15 protein-coding genes are annotated in these 17,630 nt (G+C 49.7%); 2 read left to right on the plus strand and 13 right to left on the minus strand.

Annotated elements, in window-relative coordinates; translation table 11 throughout:
- Positions 1-5 precede the first annotated feature (5 nt).
- The 13 genes from RQP18_RS11275 to RQP18_RS11335 all read right to left on the minus strand — a co-directional run bounded on the left by RQP18_RS11275 (position 6) and on the right by RQP18_RS11335 (position 14,850).
- Complete coding sequence (locus tag RQP18_RS11275) at positions 6-2,078, minus strand: TRAP transporter permease (RefSeq protein ID WP_342387779.1); 2,073 nt, start codon at positions 2,076-2,078, stop codon at positions 6-8.
- 65 nt (positions 2,079-2,143) lie between these two features.
- Positions 2,144-3,187 (minus strand): TAXI family TRAP transporter solute-binding subunit, encoded by a 1,044-nt coding sequence (locus RQP18_RS11280; protein WP_342387780.1) that lies wholly within the window; start codon positions 3,185-3,187, stop codon positions 2,144-2,146.
- A gap of 25 nt (positions 3,188-3,212) precedes the next feature.
- Complete coding sequence (locus tag RQP18_RS11285; RefSeq protein WP_342387781.1) at positions 3,213-4,409, minus strand: acyl-CoA dehydrogenase family protein; 1,197 nt, start codon at positions 4,407-4,409, stop codon at positions 3,213-3,215.
- 14 nt (positions 4,410-4,423) lie between these two features.
- A complete protein-coding gene (locus RQP18_RS11290; RefSeq protein ID WP_342387782.1) occupies positions 4,424-4,984 on the minus strand; it encodes a Fe-S-containing hydro-lyase in 561 nt (186 codons plus the stop codon).
- Between the two features lie 12 nt (positions 4,985-4,996).
- Entirely contained in the window at positions 4,997-5,839 is an 843-nt protein-coding gene (locus RQP18_RS11295; protein ID WP_342387783.1) for a fumarate hydratase, read from the minus strand.
- 12 nt (positions 5,840-5,851) lie between these two features.
- Entirely contained in the window at positions 5,852-6,376 is a 525-nt protein-coding gene (locus tag RQP18_RS11300; protein WP_342387784.1) for a MaoC family dehydratase, read from the minus strand.
- Between the two features lie 10 nt (positions 6,377-6,386).
- On the minus strand, positions 6,387-7,544 hold the full coding sequence (locus RQP18_RS11305) for a CaiB/BaiF CoA transferase family protein (protein WP_342387785.1): 1,158 nt from the start codon (positions 7,542-7,544) through the stop codon (positions 6,387-6,389).
- 19 nt (positions 7,545-7,563) lie between these two features.
- Positions 7,564-8,418 carry an HpcH/HpaI aldolase/citrate lyase family protein gene (locus tag RQP18_RS11310; protein ID WP_342387786.1) on the minus strand — a complete coding sequence of 285 codons (855 nt, stop codon included), beginning with the start codon at positions 8,416-8,418 and terminating at the stop codon, positions 7,564-7,566.
- A 100-nt stretch (positions 8,419-8,518) separates the two neighbouring features.
- Positions 8,519-9,175, minus strand: coding sequence for a GntR family transcriptional regulator (locus RQP18_RS11315; protein WP_342387787.1), 657 nt, complete (start codon positions 9,173-9,175; stop codon positions 8,519-8,521).
- A 29-nt stretch (positions 9,176-9,204) separates the two neighbouring features.
- Complete coding sequence (locus tag RQP18_RS11320; RefSeq protein WP_373446065.1) at positions 9,205-10,563, minus strand: MmgE/PrpD family protein; 1,359 nt, start codon at positions 10,561-10,563, stop codon at positions 9,205-9,207.
- A gap of 182 nt (positions 10,564-10,745) precedes the next feature.
- A complete protein-coding gene (gene mqo / locus RQP18_RS11325; protein WP_373446170.1) occupies positions 10,746-12,254 on the minus strand; it encodes a malate dehydrogenase (quinone) in 1,509 nt (502 codons plus the stop codon).
- Between the two features lie 25 nt (positions 12,255-12,279).
- The gene (locus RQP18_RS11330) at positions 12,280-14,022 is read right to left on the minus strand and encodes an L-lactate permease (RefSeq protein ID WP_342387790.1); all 1,743 of its coding nucleotides are present in this window, start codon (positions 14,020-14,022) and stop codon (positions 12,280-12,282) included.
- Between the two features lie 135 nt (positions 14,023-14,157).
- Positions 14,158-14,850, minus strand: coding sequence for a FadR/GntR family transcriptional regulator (locus RQP18_RS11335; RefSeq protein WP_342387791.1), 693 nt, complete (start codon positions 14,848-14,850; stop codon positions 14,158-14,160).
- 188 nt (positions 14,851-15,038) lie between these two features.
- Here RQP18_RS11335 and RQP18_RS11340 point away from each other — a divergent pair, with 188 nt between their 5' ends.
- Positions 15,039-16,478 carry a carbon starvation CstA family protein gene (locus RQP18_RS11340; RefSeq protein ID WP_342387792.1) on the plus strand — a complete coding sequence of 480 codons (1,440 nt, stop codon included), beginning with the start codon at positions 15,039-15,041 and terminating at the stop codon, positions 16,476-16,478.
- A 19-nt stretch (positions 16,479-16,497) separates the two neighbouring features.
- Entirely contained in the window at positions 16,498-17,562 is a 1,065-nt protein-coding gene (locus tag RQP18_RS11345) for a branched-chain amino acid aminotransferase (protein WP_342387793.1), read from the plus strand.
- The last annotated feature ends 68 nt before the right edge of the window (positions 17,563-17,630 follow it).

A 17,630-nucleotide genomic window follows, 5' to 3' on the forward strand; every position in this document is an offset into this window, starting at 1 on the left:
CCATTCTATGTCATATTCATCTGCTTGCCGCTTCTAGTGGTGTTACGGGACTTTTTTTCCCGTGTTTTCGGTTTGCCCTTATTGATGTATTTCTGCATCAGTATCGCAACGGCGATCAGACCGACCGCCACAATATCGGTATACAGGCTGGACAGCATCAGCAGTACCGCAATGACGAGCAGGACGCCACGGACATACCACGGCGACAGTTTCCTGAAGAACCACCCTTGAACGGCCGCCGACAGGAAGTAGACGCCCACCAGTGCTGTAATTGTTGCGATCACAATGCTCAGGGTGCTGTCGCTCAGCAGCAGCAGCTCCGGACTGTAGAACATCATGAAAGGTACGATGAATGCCGCAAGTCCGATTTTGAAGGCTTCACCTGCCGTCTTCATCGGGTTGGTCCCTGTAATGCCTGCAGCCGCAAATGCTGCAAGGGCCACCGGAGGTGTGATTGCAGAGATGACCGCGTAATAGAAGACGAACATATGCGCCAGGATCGGTTCCATGCCCATCCTTACAAGACCTGGTGCCACTACCGATGCTGCAACGGCATACGCTGCCGTTGTGGGCATGCCCATTCCCAGGATGATTGAAAGTATCATCGCAAAGACCAGGGCAATCAGCATATTGCTGTCAGCAATGGTAAGCAGCATCGTACTGAAACGCTGGCCGACACCAGTCAATGCAATGACACCGACGATGATACCGGCACATGCAACAATCGCAATCAGCTGCAGTGCATTCTTCATTCCAAGTTCAAATGCTTCCAGCACTTTCATGAACCCCATGCGTGTCTCCTTGCTGACCAGACTGAGCAGGAAACAGACTACAATGCCGGCCGTACCTGCAAAGATTACACTGTAACCGCTTACAAGAAGACCTATAAGAAGTACGATCGGAATGAAAAGATATGCCTTCTTGAGCAGATACATCTTGTCGGGAAGCATTTTCAGCGGCAGACCCTTGAGTCCTTCTTTAAGTGCCTGGAAGTCGACCATGAAATACACCGACACAAAATAGAGGATTGCCGGAATCGTCGCAGCCAGAATGACTTCCGAATAGGGAATGCCGGTAATCTCAGCCATCAGGAAGGCGCCGGCACCCATGATCGGTGGCAGCAGCTGTCCGCCGGCAGAAGCAGTTGCTTCGGTTGCTGCAGCGAAACGTGCCCTGTACCCCGTCTTCTTCATGAGGGGGATCGTGAGCGACCCTGTTGCGACAACATTGCCTGCAGAAGTCCCATTGATCATTCCCATCAGACCGGAAGAGAACACGGCGACCTTCGCAGGTCCGCCCCTCATCCAGCCCGCAAGCCGGAAGGCGACATCAATGAAGTATTGACCGACACCCGACATCTGGAGGAAAGCGCCAAAGATGATGAAGAGAATGATGTATTTGGAAGATACATCCGTCGTCACACCGAATACGCCGTCCAGCCCATAGATATAAGTGACAAACCTTTCAAAGGAATAGCCGTTATGATTCAGTATCCCGGGCAGGTATGGACCTGCAAAGGAATAGAGGATGAATACACCCGCCAGAATGGGAAGTGTCCAACCGCTTGTCCTTCTTGTTATTTCCAGCACGAGCAGTATACCTACTGTTGCGACAACCACATCAAGCGTCGTCGGTGTCACCCCAAATCGGAACACGAGTGTCGAAAGGTTGGCAAATATATAATAGCCGACAAACACTGCAGCGCCAATCAGAATCCAATCCAGAATCGGTATCCGATTCGATTCCGTCTTCCAGCCTTTATAGAACATCACTGTCAATACGGTTCCAAACAGGATGTGTGTACTTCTGAACACCCATGGATCTATCGGGTTGAAGTTCAGGATATAAAGGTGGTACAGGGCACCTGCCACAGCAATGATCATGAAAGTGTATCTCTTCCATCCAGTGAAGTTTCTGGTCTTGGGTGATGCTTCCAATGCATCTTCAGCCACTTCCGTATCCAGTTTGCCATCTTCCTCAATATCCGGATCTTTTTCAAGCTCCCTCAGATCATTCTCATCTCTCGGTTCACGCCGGTCCTCATGCTCATTCTCTTCATGCAAATCTTTCCTGGACATCTTATCCCCCCTTGAATGCTCCCGCACCCGGCTTCCGGATGCGGAAACAGTTAAGCTATGGTCAGTTATTCACTGCTTTCTTCCCATTCAGCCGGATATACTTCCTCCGGAAGTTCTACGCCGATCTCTTCATAGTAGCGGATCGCGCCCGGGTGCATCGGATAGTCGGTATTGTTCAGAATCGCTTCAGGATCCTCAGCTTCTTCAGCCGAGCTGTGCGTATTGATCATCTGGTCGATATTCTCGTGATACATCTTCACAAGATCATAGACGAAGTCGGAGTTCGCTTCCTTCTGCACTACACCGAAGTTGAACTGGGCGATCGTTTCAATCGGCCCTTCCTGGGAATCATAGGTACCTTCCGGGATGGTGAACTCCTTGAAATAGCTGAGCTCCTCCATGATCGTGTCACGATTTTCCCCTTCGATGCCATAGATGTTGATATCCGTCTGTGTCTCAGCCTCGACTACAGCCGAAATCGGGATGCCCGCCGAGAAACCGATATGCTCAAGCTGGCCATCCAGCATCTGTGAAACCATGTCACTGGCTCCAGCAGCCACCTGTTCCCCGGTTTCAATTCCAAGCGTTTCATAGATGATCGGGTTGTACGTACCTGGTGTTCCTCCGGCTGGACCGACACCGACACGCTCCCCTTCATGCTCCTCTATGCTGGTGACTCCTGTGGATTCGAGCGAGAACCAGTTGAACGGTGTATCATACATCGGGAAAATGACACGGATATCCTGGTATTCCTTTTCCGCCCATTCCCCTTCACCGGTATAGCCTTCATACAATGGACCTTCAGTCACCATGCCAAGTTGGACATCATCCGCATCCAACAGCTGGATGTTGTGGACCGGTCCGCCCGTCACTTCGACATTCGATGTCACATCGAGATGTTCCTCAAGCATCGTGGCAAAGCCGCCACCCCAGATATAGTAGGTACCGCCCTGTGAAGCTGTACCGATCGTCACCGTGCTCGGATATTCATTCTCTTCAAAATCAGCTTCGGCTTCTTCACCGCCTCCGCTGTCTCCGCCGTTGCCCCCACATGCTGCCATTACGCCAACTGTCAGAATGAGCATCATCACAAACCATAACTTTTTCATAAATGTTATCCCCTTTGCTTAATGTTTAGTAAGATCTCGGCATGCCCAGCACATGCTGTCCAATGTAGGAAAGGATCATGTTATTGTTCACTGGCGCCACCTGATACATCCGCGTCTCCCTGAACTTCCGTTCTATGTCGTACTCATCCACGAAACCATTTCCCCCATAAGTATTGATGGCAACGTTGGCTGCCTCCCAACTTGCCTCACTGGATATCAGCTTGGCCGTATTCGCCTCTTCTCCACAATTTTCACCCGTATCGAACTTTTCAGCCGCCTTGTATCTCAATGCATCCGCCGCTTTGATGGAGGCATACGCTCTGGCGATTGGAAACTGGACCCCCTGGTTCTCTCCGATTTTCTTGTTGAACACCTCCCTTTCGCTTGCATAGCCCGTTGCCCTGTCAATGAAGAAATAGCCATCTCCGATGCTCTCCGAAGCCAGCAGGATACGCTCGGCATTCATGCCGTCGAGCACATACTTGAAGCCCTTCCCCTCCTCACCGATAAGACTGTCGGCAGGGATTTTCATATCCTTGTACCAGATCTTGTTCGTTGCATAGTTGAACATCGTCCTTACCGGCTCCACCTCAAGCGATTCCGGCTGTTTTTCCCTGATTTCACGCAGGTCGACCAGGAAGAGCGTCATTCCGTGGGACTTCTTCTCTACTTCTTCGAGCGGCGTCGTACGGGCCAGAAGGAGCAGGAGGTCGGACTGCAGGATGCGGCTCGTCCAGTTCTTGTGTCCGTTGATGACGTATCCGTCCTCCTTCTTCTCGGCGAAGGTGGTGATTGCCGTCGTATTGGATCCCGCTTCAGGCTCGGTGATCGAAAAGGCCTGCATGCGTATTTCACCACTTGCAATGCCGGGAAGGTATTTTTCCTTCTGTTCCTTGCTTCCGTGCCTGAGCAGCGAGCCCATCGTATACATCTGGGCGTGGCAGGCAGCAGCATGCCCCCCTGCCCTGTGTATCTCTTCGAGGATGATCGTCGCTTCAGTGAGGCCGTATCCCTTGCCTCCATATTCCGGAGGAATGAGCACGGACAGGTAGCCCTCTTCAGTCAGTGCATCCACGAACGCCTGTGGATATTCCCTGTCCGGATCGAGCCGCCTCCAGTATTCATTGCCGAATGAATCGCACAGCGCCCTCACTTTAAGACGCAGGCCCTCCCTTTCCGCTTCACTCAAAGTAATCGTTTCAGTACCAATCAATTCACTCATTGCTGCATCCCCTTTTATTGGTTTGATGATTCTTCAAATTGCTTGTGTGCTTCCTTGTACCAGTCATTTCCATGACTGTCGTTTATGACGATGCATGGAAAGTCCTCAACTTCCAGCTTCCTGATTGCTTCCGTCCCGAGATCTTCATAGGCGATCACCTCGGAGGAGAGGATCTTTTGGGCAAGCAGTGCACCTGTTCCTCCAATCGCCGCTATATAGACTGCAGAATGCTTCTTTATCGATGCAACCACTTCCGCGCTTCTGTAGCCTTTGCCGATCATACCTTTCAAGCCTTCTTCCATCAGTCTGGGCGCATAGGCATCCATACGGCTGCTTGTCGTCGGGCCGGCGGAACCGATGACACTATCGGGTTTGTTCGGTGTGGGGCCGACATAATAGATGACCTGGCCTTCCAGCCCGACGGGCAAAGACTCCCCCTTTTCCAGCTGTTCCACCATCCGCTTGTGTGCTGCATCCCGCGCCGTATAGAGTGTTCCTGTCAACAGTACCTGTTCACCACTTCTCAGTTTCTCGACTGCCCCTGCTTCAAAAGGGACCTTCAGTCTGATGCTCATGCTTTCTCCTCCCTACATCACGAAATGCTTATGTCGGCTCGCATGGCAGTTCAGGTTTACAGCAACGGGCAATGCCGCAATATGGCATGGTGCCGTTTCCACTTTGATGTCGAGCGCCGTCGTGCTGCCTCCCATGCCCTGTGGGCCGATGCCAAGCTTATTGACTTCCGTCATCAGTTCTTCTTCCAGCCCGGCGATTTCAGGGTCTTCATGCCTCTCGCCGACAGGGCGGAACAATGATTTCTTTGCAAGATATGGAGAAACTTCGAAGTTACCGCCGATGCCGATGCCGATCACCAGCGGCGGACAGGCATTCGGTCCCGCTTCACGGACGGTGTCCAGAATGAATTTCTTGACCCCTTCGATTCCCGCGCTTGGAGTAAGCATCTTCATTGCACTCATGTTCTCTGCGCCGCCCCCTTTGGCGGACATCTGAACTTCGAGGTCCTCCCCTTCCACAAGTTCAATATGGATGACGGCAGGGGTATTGTCTCCGGTATTCCTGCGATTGATCGGGTCGTCCACTATGGAATACCTCAGGTATCCTTCATCATAGCCCTTTTTGACCCCTTCGTTGATGGCCTCCTGCAGAGACCCTCCGGCAATATGGCAGTCCTGTCCAAGTTTTACTATGAAGACCGATACGCCGGTATCCTGGCACATGGGCACCCTGTTGGAAGTGGCGATATCCGCATTTTCTATCAACTGGTTCAGAATCGATTTGCCGGCCTCGGACTTCTCGGTCCTGACCGATTCCTTGAAGGCATTGACTACATCCTCCCCCAGGTCGTAGTTCGCTTCCTGACATATCCTGGCCACTTCATCGACGATATCCTGATATGCTATCTCTTTCATCCTCTACCTCCTTCACTGTCCTTTCTGGCCGTCGAGCACCTTCTGCAGGAGTTCGTCGCCTTGCTTCGGTGCCTGGTCCCTCTTATAGACCATCATCGTCCTTTTGAATGATATGACCACTTCGCCCCTCTGGTTATAGCCGAAAGTCTTCACATTGACGATGCCGACATGGGGACGGGATTTTGATTCCCTGAGTCCGGTCACTTCCGAATAGGAGTAGATGGTGTCCCCTTCAAACACCGGGTTGGGAAGCTTGATATCGTCCCATCCGAGATTCGCCATCGCATTCTGCGAAATGTCGGTGACCGACTGGCCGGTGACCAGTGCCAGTGTGAATGTAGAATCGACAAGCGGCTGTCCGAAGTCCGTCTGTTCTGCATAATAGTCGTCAAAATGGATTGGATTCGTGTTCTGGGTCAAAAGCGTCATATAGATGTTGTCCGTCTTTGTCACCGTCCTGCCCAGTGGGTGAGGATAGATATCCCCTTCGGAAAAGTCCTCATAATACCTGCCTGTCCAGCCCTGTTGAATACTCATGAATTTCCTCCTATTTATTGAATGTTTCAGATTTCAGTCCAAGTTCCTCCAAAATGCTGTCCGTATGCTCACCGAGGCCCGGCACCGGCTTCATCACTGCTTCGAAGCCGTTCATTGTCACTGGTGGCACAAGCGCACTGATTCGCCCTTCCGGTGTTTCCACGTCCTTCCAGCGGCTTCTTGCCTTCAGTTGAGGATGTTCGAAGAAATCCTTCATTGTATTGAGTCTTGCATTGGCGATTTTTGCATTTTCGACACGTTCAATGACAGTTTCGGATGTGAGTTCTGCAAACTGCTCCTCGATCAGTGCCTTCAAGGCTGCCCTGTTCTCCGAGCGCAGCGAATTCGTGTTGAACCGTGCATCGTTTTTAAGTTCCGGGTCACCCAGCACCTTGTCACAGAACTGCGCCCACTCGCGTTCGTTCTGCAGGCCGATGAACACGGTCTTGCCATCCCCACAGATGAATGGTCCATAGGGGTAGATGGTCGAATGGCTCGCCCCGGTACGTTTCGGCTCTTTGTTTCCGTAGGCGGCATAGTATGTGGGATAGCCCATCCATTCGCCGAGCGCCTCCAGCATGGAGACTTCCATGACCGTCCCCCTGCCCGTCTTCATACGGTTCATCAAAGCGGTGAGCACGCCCGTATAGGCGTACATGCCTGATGCAATATCCGCGATGGATATGCCCGCTTTGGACGGCTCCTCTTCCGTCCCTGTCACCGATACGAGCCCCGCTTCACACTGGACCAGCAGGTCATAGGCTTTCTTCTGTTCATATGGACCGCCCTTGCCGTAGCCCGACAGGCTGCAGACAACGAGCTCCGGGTGTTTTTCAACCAGTTCTTCAGGGATGAACCCCATGCGCTCAAGGGCTCCGGGAGCCAGGTTCTGTATCAGTACATCCGCTTTTCCGATCAGCTTTGACAATGCATCCTTTCCTTCGTCCGACTTGAGATCGAGGGCAATCGACTCCTTCGAACGGTTGCACCATACGAAATGGCTCGACATTCCATTGACGGTCGTATCGTATCCTCTGGCGAAATCACCGACATCAGGCCTCTCGACCTTTATTACTCTTGCCCCAAGATCCGCAAGCTGTCTCGTTGCGAATGGGACGGCAATGGCCTGCTCCAAAGAGACGACCGTTATACCTTCCAGTGGCAGCATGAAACTCCTCCTCCATATTCTAGTAAACGCTTTCATTTTCAAGTAATTTTTTAGCCCTCTCAGCTACAGGGGCATCTATCATCTTTCCATTCACTTGCAGGGCGCCATCGCCTTCATTGAATGACGCTTCATATGCTTCGACGATTTCTCTCGCTTCCTCGATTTCACGGTCTGTCGGGGCAAATACTTCATTGATCGTTTCCAGCTGCTTGGGGTGGATGACCAGCCTGCCCTGGAAACCGGCGCCTCTGCTTCTTATCGAAGCGGCTTTCAGGCCCTCCGGATCATTGAAATCCGTATAGACCGAATCAATCGGCGGGGCGATGCCGGCAGCACTCGATGCTGTCACCAGCATGGAGCGTGCATAAAGCAGTGCATCTCCTTCATCTTTCGGGATGCTGACATCAAGCATGTAATCCTCGGCACCGAATGCCAATGCTTCAATGCGTTCGGCGGATTGTGCAATATCGGCAGCATTGATGATGCCCTTCCCCGTCTCAATCAATGGAACAATGCTGATCGATCCTGGCGCCAGACCATTTGCCCTCTCATAGTGACTGAGCAGAAAATCCGCTATCATCATTTCATCCCGGGTGTCCACCTTCGGGATGACGATGCCGTCAGGAGCAGCCCCTGCAAGTGTTGCGATATCATCGATGAAGAATGGACTATGGACATCATTCACACGTACAAACCTTCTATTTTTCGATGTTGGCTGTCCAAGGGCCGCCTCCACCATTCCCCTTGCTTCCTTCTTATCTTTGGGAACGACACTATCCTCAAGATCAAAGATGAGTACATCGGCCCTAAGCTCCTTTGCCTTATCAAGGAACTTCTCTTTGGCGCCAGGGATGAAAATCCATGTTTTATTCATTGTGCGCCCCCTCGTCTTGGATATTGTAGATTGGATACAATTAAAGTGTAAAATAAATCCAACCCGTTGTAAATATAGTTTTTGCAATTTATTGATTTTTCTATTTATTTATCTTCTGTGCCTTCAGAACTTCTATCAGATCTTCGCGTGTCCGGTTGATGTGATGGGAGAGTTCGTTTGCCGCCCTCTCTGCGTCCTTGTTTGAGATGGCTTCCAGGATGATGCCATGCTCCCTGTTGGACTTTTCGATCTGGCCGGGGATTACATATGGCGTATCCTTCGCAATTCCATGGGACACCCTTGCCATCAGACTATGCACTCTCTTGCTCTTGCACCCGCTGAGTGAAATGGTATGGAATCTTCTGTTCAAATCCACATATTCCTCCTTCTCGAATGTATCCAGCATTTTCAAGTGCAGCTTCTGCATCTCATCAAGTGCTTCATCTGTCAGGTGCGGGATGCTCTTTTTAAGGGCAAGGGACTCGAGCATCGTACGCAGTTCGTATATTTCATCGATATCGTCGATTGTCAGTTCATTGACTACAGCCCCCTTGTGCGGTTCAAGTGTAATCAAACCCTCCATTTCCAGCGTCTTCAGCGCTTCTCTGACAGGCATCCTGCTTACCCCGAGCTGCTCTGCCAATTCAGCCTGCACCAGATGCTGCCCAGGTTCCAGATCCCCTTTCAGAATCGCCTGCCTCAAAATCGTCGTTACAGAATTCGGCAGTACTTCCCTTTGTGCCATCTCAAGTTTCATAACGCTCACCTTTTCCTATATCTTGTTAATTATTTTATATCTACCCGGTTCTTAGGAAAAAGCATTTCCAAATCTTCAACTTCCTCAAGTGAAAGTATCTTCTGGGCGATTCTTTCACGCTCAGATTGATCTACTTTCCGACTCAGCTGCATGAATTTATCCACTAGCTCATCCTTCGTCACCGGCTGCTCCGGATCTCCTTTTGGATAGTCCGTATCGAGCTCAATGTGCTCTCCATTTTTCAATATTACCTTCGCAAGCGCCCCCCACTGGTTCGGATAGGCGCCATCTTTGGCCGAATCGACATATATCCTGACCTTGGACATCAATCCCCTTATTTCTTCATTCCACAAGTTTTCCTCGTTGAATGTGTTGAGGCTGCCCTCCTGCATCACAAAAGCATGCGCCGTACAGTACTGGAGGCTGAACTTGCCCTGATAGACGGTCACCGGGTTGTCATTATCCGTAATGTTGATGGCCACCTGATATGTGCCAACCTCGATGCTTTCAATGTCCTCTGCATCCAGCCCCCGCTCCCTGGACAGTTCGGCGACGATGTCCATCGCGTGATGGGTATGCCTGCAGGAGGCATGGACCTTGAAGGAGTTCTCCATTATCTTGTATGTCTCCCCGAGCCCCTCCGTCACTTTTGAAACATCGTACGCATCACTCATCGCTTCGAAGAACCCGCGGTTCCCCTCCAGTATACGGCTTGCTGCAGTGAAGTCCTTCTGGGACAGGAGCCCGGCAATCACTCCGTTCATCGCCGCTTTTCCGGGATGCAGCTGCTTCGACATCGCACCATCTTCGATGAACTCCCATAAACCGGCTGCCTGCGTTCCCGCACTGCCGAGCGCATGGACGATCTGCTCTTCGGACAGATCGAGCAGTTTTGCCACAGCCGCCGCTGCACCAAACGTACCGCATGTCGCAGTGTTATGCCAGTAGTAGTAGTGGGAAGGGGTCACTGCCTCACCGATTCTGAAGCATACCTCATAGCCGGCAACTACGGCAGTAATCAGATCCTTGCCCGAAAGATCATCCCGTTCGGCAATCGCCAGTGCAGCCGGGATGACGACAGTCGCTGCATGGATGATGGACCCCTTATGGATATCATCCTGTTCGACGATGTGGCTTGATGCACCATTGAGCAGTGCTGCATTCGTCACGGACGACTTCCCACCCGTAATCAAAGTCGCCTGCTCATGCCCTCCGAGTTCCCTGACCATCTCCTCCACCTTCGCAACCGGTGGCGTATCAGACCCGGCAATGGCAGAGCTGAAATAGTCGAGAATGCAGAGCTTCGTAAATTCTACAACGTCATCCGGCAGCTGCTCGTAGGAGACCGACCGGATATATGATGCGAGTGACTCACTTAATTTCATCATGACACCCCTTTGTTTGAAGTTAACCCCATTATATTGGATACAATAGCCAATATCAAATATTTTCTGAAAACTCCACCAATATAAAAAGACTTCGCCGAAGCAAAGCCTTCTATATCATTCATTTTCCACTACTACATAAGGCGCATGGATCGGACCATGCACACCGACGGTCAGTTTCATTTCTATTCCAAACCAAGCTCTTGGGAAGTTGCCTTCCGGATTTCTTTTAACAAGGCACTGTCTTCTATTAAGGAGTGGCCATATGAAGGAATGATCTCTTTTATTCTAGGCTCCCATTTTTCCATATATTGCGGGAAGTTTTTTTCAAAGACCTCCAGCGCAACAGATACAGACGTAGAAGCGCCTGGAGATTCTCCTAACAAGGCCATGACAGATTTGTCCTCAGAATGAACAACCTCTGTTCCAAATTGAATATATCCTTTCCCATACTCTTCGGTATCTTTGATTACCTGCACACGTTTTCCAGCTATAATTAAATCCCAGTCCTCGTCTTTTGCTTCAGGAACAAATTTTCTCAGCTCCTTCATCCGGTCTTCCTTGTCCATCATGACCTGCTGAATAGAATATTTAACCAGTGGCACGTTCTTAGCGCCGGCAGATAACATAGTCAATACGTTACTCGGATTAATGGATCTGAAAAGGTCCAGATTGGAACCATTCTTCAGGAATTTAGGGCCTATAGCCGCAAAAGGCCCAAATAATAGACTCTGGTCACCTTGAATATACCGCCTATCCAAATGGGGCACAGTCATCGGCGGCGTGTTTGGGGGTTCTTTCCCATAAACTTTGGCACCATGCCGGTTTACTATTTCCGAATTTGTACAAACTAAAAATGCACCGCTTATCGGGAAACCGCCAAGATTTCTGCTCTCAGGAATTTTTGTTTTTTGCAGCAGCGGAATTGCATTACCTCCAGCTCCAATAAAGATATAATCCGCTACATGGTATTCAACCTTATCATCTTCAAGGTTATGGATCTTAACGCCCCATTTGCTGTCTCTTCTTCTTTCGAAATCAAGCACCTCGTGATTATAATGCACTTCTGCGTTATCATGTTCACTGATGTTTTCCATCATTTTTCGAGTAAGTTCACCGAAATTGACATCAGTTCCTGTGTCTATTTTACTCGCAGCAACAACTGCATCTGATGTACGCCCTTCTGTCATTAAAGGGATCCACTTTTCCAATTCATTAAGGTCCTCTGAATACTCCATGCCTTCAAACATCGGTAATGGGGATAATGCCTCATACCGCTTCCTTAGGAAATTCACATTATCCGTACCCTGTACAAAACTGATATGAGGTAATGGACGAATAAATTCCTCCGGATTTTGTATTTCTTTATTTTTGACCAGATAGGACCAGAATTGCTTGGAAACTTCAAATTGTTCATTTATTTCTTTTGCCTTTTCAATATCTATCGATCCGTCTTCTTGTTCAACTGTATAATTCAATTCACATAACGCAGCATGGCCTGTTCCGGCATTATTTCTTTCGTTTGAACTTTCTATCGCTGGTTTATCCAATCTTTCAAACAGTTTAATATTCCAATCCGGCTCTATATTTTTTAAAAACGAACCAAAAGTACTGCTCAAAATACCAGCACCTATCAGGATGACTTTTTTCGGTTCTGTGTTATCCATTTTACGGTCACCTTTCCATTTTAAAATAATCCATTTTAATAATAATTTTCTCCTAATTTGTTTCGGCCAGCTTCCGGGAACGTAAAATCATTGAGAATATGGCTGCCAATATAGCGATGATAAGAAAAATCCCTATATTCAAGCCTAAACCGTTCACCCATACATATCCGACAGCCCCTGCAAGCACTAGGTAGAATACTGTTGGAATGAGCAGGCGGGAAATCAGTGTCCCCTCCTTGCCGATGAGTCCTGCGGCCGCACTGGCTGCAACGACGTTATGCACACAGATCATATTGCCTGCTGCACCCCCGACTGCCTGGAGTGCGACGATATAGAGCGGATTGGCACCAATCTCGTCGGCCACCCCGAACTGGAACAAACCGAACATCATGTTGCTGACCGTATTGCTGCCGGCGGCAAAGGCACCCATCGCCCCGATTGCCGGAGAGATCAGCGGCCAGCTGTCACCGAAGAGGCTTGCAGCCCCTTGGGCCAGCACGAGCGGCATGGAATCGAACCCGGCATTGTTGATGCCCGAATTGATGAACACCTGTACAAGGGGGACGGAAACGATCAATGCAGCCATGGCGGCAAGAATCGTCCTGCCTGATACTTTGAATGCATTGGCCATCCCTTTTCCATCGACCCTGTGCAGCCAGCCTGTAAACACCGCTACTATTATGAATACTACACCGGGAATCATGAACGGGGTAAGGCTGTGGCTGATTCCTGTCCCGAGGATATCTTCAAAGGCGACCACCCAGCCTGAAACAAGCGGTTTCAATCCCAGCGCCTCCACACGCGTGACGACAAGCAGCAGTGCAACCAGTACATACGGCAGCCAGGCCTTGATCATTGAAATCTCTTTCGTCGGCCTCACTTCTGCAGAAATGTCACTGAACCAGGATTTCTCCCATGTCTCCCGGGGTTCGAAGTCGAATGTTTCCTTCGGCATGAGGAATCCTTTCTTCGCCAGAGGAATGACAATCGCCATACCGACCAGTCCGCCCAGCAGCGACGGGAACTCCGGTCCCAGGAAATTGGCGACCAGTGTAAATGGAATGACGAAGGCCAGGCCTGCAAAAATGGCAAACGGCCATACGGCGAAACCTTCCCTGAAGCTTCTGTTCCTGCCGAAGAATTTTGTCAGCATGGCCGACATGAGTAGCGGGATGAACAACCCGACCATGGCATGGAATATCGATACCTGGCCGCCCACATCAAAGATGAAGCTGGACATCTCCTGTCCGTTGCTTCCTATGTAACTGTTCACCACCGGCTGGTTTTCAAGGCTCGTATTTACACCGACGAGTATCGGCGTCCCCACCGCGCCATATGAAACCGGTGTGGACTGCAGCATCAGCGCAATCATTACCGCAGCAAGTGCGGGAAATCCAAGAGCGATTAGAAGCGGTCCGATGATCGTTGCCGGTGCTCCCCACCCTGCAGCCCCCTCAAGAAATGTTCCGAAGAGCCATGCAACGATGATGGCCTGTACCCTTCTGTCCGGTGAAATGCTCGTAAATGAAGAGCGGATGGTATCCACTGCACCGCTTTCCTTCAATACATTCAGCAGCAGTACCGCACCGAAGACGATGACACCGACTTCAAGCGCAGTCATGACCCCTTTCAGTGAAGCAGCTGTAATGCTGACCGCCCCCATCTGCCAGCCGAAGTAGGCGATGAGCACGGTGATGATGAAGCTGTAGAGCATCCCCTTTTTGGCGGACCACCTCAATATGACGAGAAAGAAGAAAATCGATAGTATCGGCAAAAGACTTAATAGAACCAGCATAAACAACCCCCATGTCCCAAGTTTGATTATAATCAACTAGTCATCAGATGACTATATCTCTCTTCTAGTATTTTATGAAAACGGTTTCCAAATGTCAAACTTTTTTCGAAAAAAAAGAGACCTTGCGGTCCCTCTTCATTTATGGTGCCTCAGTAATACCGACTCCACTTCATTCAGATGCGTAAGCATCGTGTCGATTGCTCCCTCTGCATCTTTTCTTTCAATCGCTTCATATATGGATTTGTGCTCATCATAGATCTTTCTGATGGATTTTTTCTCTTCATAAAGCCAGATCCTTCTTGTTTCCTTCATCGTCTCCAGCATTTTTTCAGAAACATCATCCAGCAGGGTTACGAGCATCTGGTTGCCTGTCGCTTCTGCAATCGCCATATGGAATTCATAATCCGCCTGTTCCCCGAGTTCATTGTTCATGACCGCCGTCTGCATTTTTTCCAGAGCCTCATGGAGCTTCTCCAGATCTTTTTCATCTGCACGGCTGCAGGCCAGTTCGACGCAGCCGACTTCGATGATCTTTCTGAGGCCGAGAAGGTTTTCGATATCCTTTCTCGTAATGATTTCGAATTCATGTTCGAAACCGAGCGGCATCCTTTCCTTTACATATGACCCCTGTCCGTGTTTTACTTCAATGACATCCATTACCCTGAGCGTATTCAGCGCTTCCCTTATGGAAGCCGAAGACACTTGATACGATTCCGCCATCCTGCTGATCGATGGCAGCTTGTCTCCAGGGTTCAATATGCCATTTTTTATATCTTCCATGATCAGGTCTGCAATCTCTTCATGTACTTTTTTTCTGGAAATACCCATTTGGATTTACCTCTTTTACATTATTAATGTCCATATATGATAGCACAAAACCAATAATTACAGTAATTTATCATTATATGAATATTTTGTAATGAAAATGAAATCGAAATTGTCTGAAAACATATTGATTTATGTCGCCAAAATTGATAAGATGTATACAATTTTTAAATGCAGGGAGGCATTCGATTATGTTGACACTCACTTTTTCAATCCTACTACTCATACTCGGTTATATGGTGTATGGAAAGATTGTTGAGAGGATTTTTGTCATCGATGATAGCAACGAGACGCCGGCTTACAAAAGCGGCGATGGTGTCGATTATATTCCAATGCACCCGATCAAAGGCTGGCTGGTACAGTTACTTAACATCGCAGGGCTTGGTCCTGTGTTCGGCGCAGTGGCGGGTGCACTTTATGGACCTGTCGCACTCATTTGGATTGTAGTTGGCTGTATCTTCGCTGGCGCAGTACACGATTATTTTTCAGGAATGCTGAGCATTCGCAATAACGGCTCGCAATTTCCTGCACTTGTTGAGAAATACCTGGGAAAAAGCGTCAAGCTTTTCATCTATGTTGTTTCTTTGGCACTCATGATTCTGGTTACAGCAGCCTTCACCGCTGGACCTGCTGAACTGATATCGATAAAAACAGGTGGAGCCATTCCATTCTTTGTCGCACTCGTACTCATTTTTGCGTATTTCCTGCTTGCAGCACTGCTGCCGATCAACAAGATCATCGGCAAGATATACCCGATTTTTGGTGCCATACTGATCATCATGGCCCTTGCCGTATTCGGCGGGCTCCTCATATCCGGAGCCCAGATACCGAATCTGACACTATCCACGGCACATCCTGAGGAGCTGCCTGTATGGCCGCTGCTCATGGTCACAATATCATGCGGGGCCATCTCGGGCTTCCACTCCACCCAGAGCCCGATCATCGCGCGTACGGTGAGAAAGGAATCTGAAGGACGCAAAGTCTTCTTCGGCGCCATGATTGCCGAAGGCATCATCGCACTTATCTGGGCCACAGCCGGGATGACATTCTTCGGCGGCACGAACGGCCTCGGAGCAGCACTGGCGAACGGCGGACCTGCGGGCGTCATCGATTCCATTTCAATCGGCTACCTTGGCACTGCCGGGGCCTTCCTGGCGTTCATGGGAGCCATCGTACTGCCAATCACAACCGGGGACACTGCACTCCGTTCATCCAGGATGATCCTGACTGAAGCAACAGGGAAATTCGTTAAAGTCGGCGTCAGGCCAAAACTGCTCATCATGACAGCCTGCGTCGCAATTCCTTCGTTCCTGCTTGCTACGATCGACTATTCCTTCTTATGGAGGTACTTGGGATTCACAAACCAGACGGTTTCAGCAACAATGCTGTGGGTAGCAGCCGCCTACCTGATCAAGGAAGAGAAATTGCACTTCATTGCAGGCATTCCTGCAATATTCATGACTGGTGTAGTCGGAACCTACTTCTTCTACGCCCCGGAGACGTTGAATATGGACTATGAAATTTCACTCGTTCTCGGAATGATTCCGGTCATCGCCACAACAGCACTATATGTTAGGGCTGTGTACAGACAGAAAGCCAGAAGCGTTGCTGAACCCACACATATCGGTTAATTATTAAGGAGGAATTAATATGGGACAAACATTACAGATAGAACGGGCAAATCACTTGAAGGAAAAACCGGATGTTTCCACAGTAAAATTTGGAACGGTTTTTACAGACTATATGTTCACGAATAGATATACGCCGGAATATGGGTGGTCTGAGCCTTCCATCATCCCCTATCAGAACCTGGTACTCTCCCCAAGCTGCCAGGCCATCCATTATGGGCAGTCGGTATTTGAAGGACTTAAAGCATACAAGAGCGGTGAAGATGTACTTCTCTTCAGACCGGATGAAAACTTCAAACGGATGAACCAGTCACTCTCCCGCCTGTCCATGCCGGAAATCAACGAAGAGAATGCACTCGAAGCACTCTACGAATTGCTGAAGGTCGAACGCGACTGGGTGCCGGACGGCCCAGGTCAGTCACTGTATGTGAGGCCTTTCGTATTTGCTGACGAACCATTCCTTGGTGTCAGACCATCTGAAACTTACCAGTTCAACATCATCCTCTCCCCTGTCGCAAGCTATTATGGCGGCCAGGCTGATCCGACCAGCATCTATGTTGAAGACGATTTCGTCCGTTCCGTACGTGGCGGCGTCGGTTCTGCGAAAGTCAGCGGCAACTATGCGGCCAGCCTGCTTGCCCAGAAGAAGGCCAACGAACTTGGATATGAACAGGTACTCTGGCTCGATGGCGTCGATCAGAAATATGTTGAAGAAGTCGGCAGCATGAACATCTTCTTCGTACGCGATGGCGAACTCGTCACACCTAAACTGAACGGTTCCATCCTGCCGGGCATCACACGAAAATCGATCATCGAACTCGCCAAATACAAGGGATATACCGTAAGGGAAGAGAAGATCCACATCGACGACCTTGCCAATGATCTGCACAGCGGCAGAATCACGGAAGTGTTCGGTGCAGGGACTGCGGTAGTCATCTCCCCTGTCGGCAAGCTCAATATCCACGGTGTCGACCATATCGTCAATGAAAACCAGGTCGGCCCGATCTCCCAGGAGCTTTATGACAACCTGACGGATATCCAGTACGGTCGTGCAGAAGACCCATTCGGCTGGGTTGTAAGGATATAGAACGCAAAAAGTGGCATGTGAGTAGATCTCACATGCCACTTTTTTATTGAATCAGCCTTCCATGGCCG

The organism is Salinicoccus sp. Bachu38, assembly GCF_038561955.2.
GTDB classification, from domain to species: domain Bacteria; phylum Bacillota; class Bacilli; order Staphylococcales; family Salinicoccaceae; genus Salinicoccus; species Salinicoccus bachuensis.

Coding starts and splice junctions, on each gene's coding strand:
- RQP18_RS11345 (WP_342387793.1), top strand. CDS start 16,498: ATGGGACAAACATTACAGATAGAACGGGCAAATCACTTGAAGGAAAAA.
- RQP18_RS11300 (WP_342387784.1), bottom strand. CDS start 6,376: ATGAGTATTCAACAGGGCTGGACAGGCAGGTATTATGAGGACTTTTCC.
- RQP18_RS11290 (WP_342387782.1), bottom strand. CDS start 4,984: ATGAGCATCAGACTGAAGGTCCCTTTTGAAGCAGGGGCAGTCGAGAAA.
- RQP18_RS11315 (WP_342387787.1), bottom strand. CDS start 9,175: ATGAAACTTGAGATGGCACAAAGGGAAGTACTGCCGAATTCTGTAACG.
- RQP18_RS11295 (WP_342387783.1), bottom strand. CDS start 5,839: ATGAAAGAGATAGCATATCAGGATATCGTCGATGAAGTGGCCAGGATA.
- RQP18_RS11305 (WP_342387785.1), bottom strand. CDS start 7,544: ATGCTGCCACTGGAAGGTATAACGGTCGTCTCTTTGGAGCAGGCCATT.
- RQP18_RS11280 (WP_342387780.1), bottom strand. CDS start 3,187: ATGAAAAAGTTATGGTTTGTGATGATGCTCATTCTGACAGTTGGCGTA.
- RQP18_RS11335 (WP_342387791.1), bottom strand. CDS start 14,850: ATGGGTATTTCCAGAAAAAAAGTACATGAAGAGATTGCAGACCTGATC.
- RQP18_RS11320 (WP_373446065.1), bottom strand. CDS start 10,563: ATGATGAAATTAAGTGAGTCACTCGCATCATATATCCGGTCGGTCTCC.
- RQP18_RS11310 (WP_342387786.1), bottom strand. CDS start 8,418: ATGAATAAAACATGGATTTTCATCCCTGGCGCCAAAGAGAAGTTCCTT.
- RQP18_RS11275 (WP_342387779.1), bottom strand. CDS start 2,078: ATGTCCAGGAAAGATTTGCATGAAGAGAATGAGCATGAGGACCGGCGT.
- RQP18_RS11340 (WP_342387792.1), top strand. CDS start 15,039: ATGTTGACACTCACTTTTTCAATCCTACTACTCATACTCGGTTATATG.
- RQP18_RS11285 (WP_342387781.1), bottom strand. CDS start 4,409: ATGAGTGAATTGATTGGTACTGAAACGATTACTTTGAGTGAAGCGGAA.
- RQP18_RS11330 (WP_342387790.1), bottom strand. CDS start 14,022: ATGCTGGTTCTATTAAGTCTTTTGCCGATACTATCGATTTTCTTCTTT.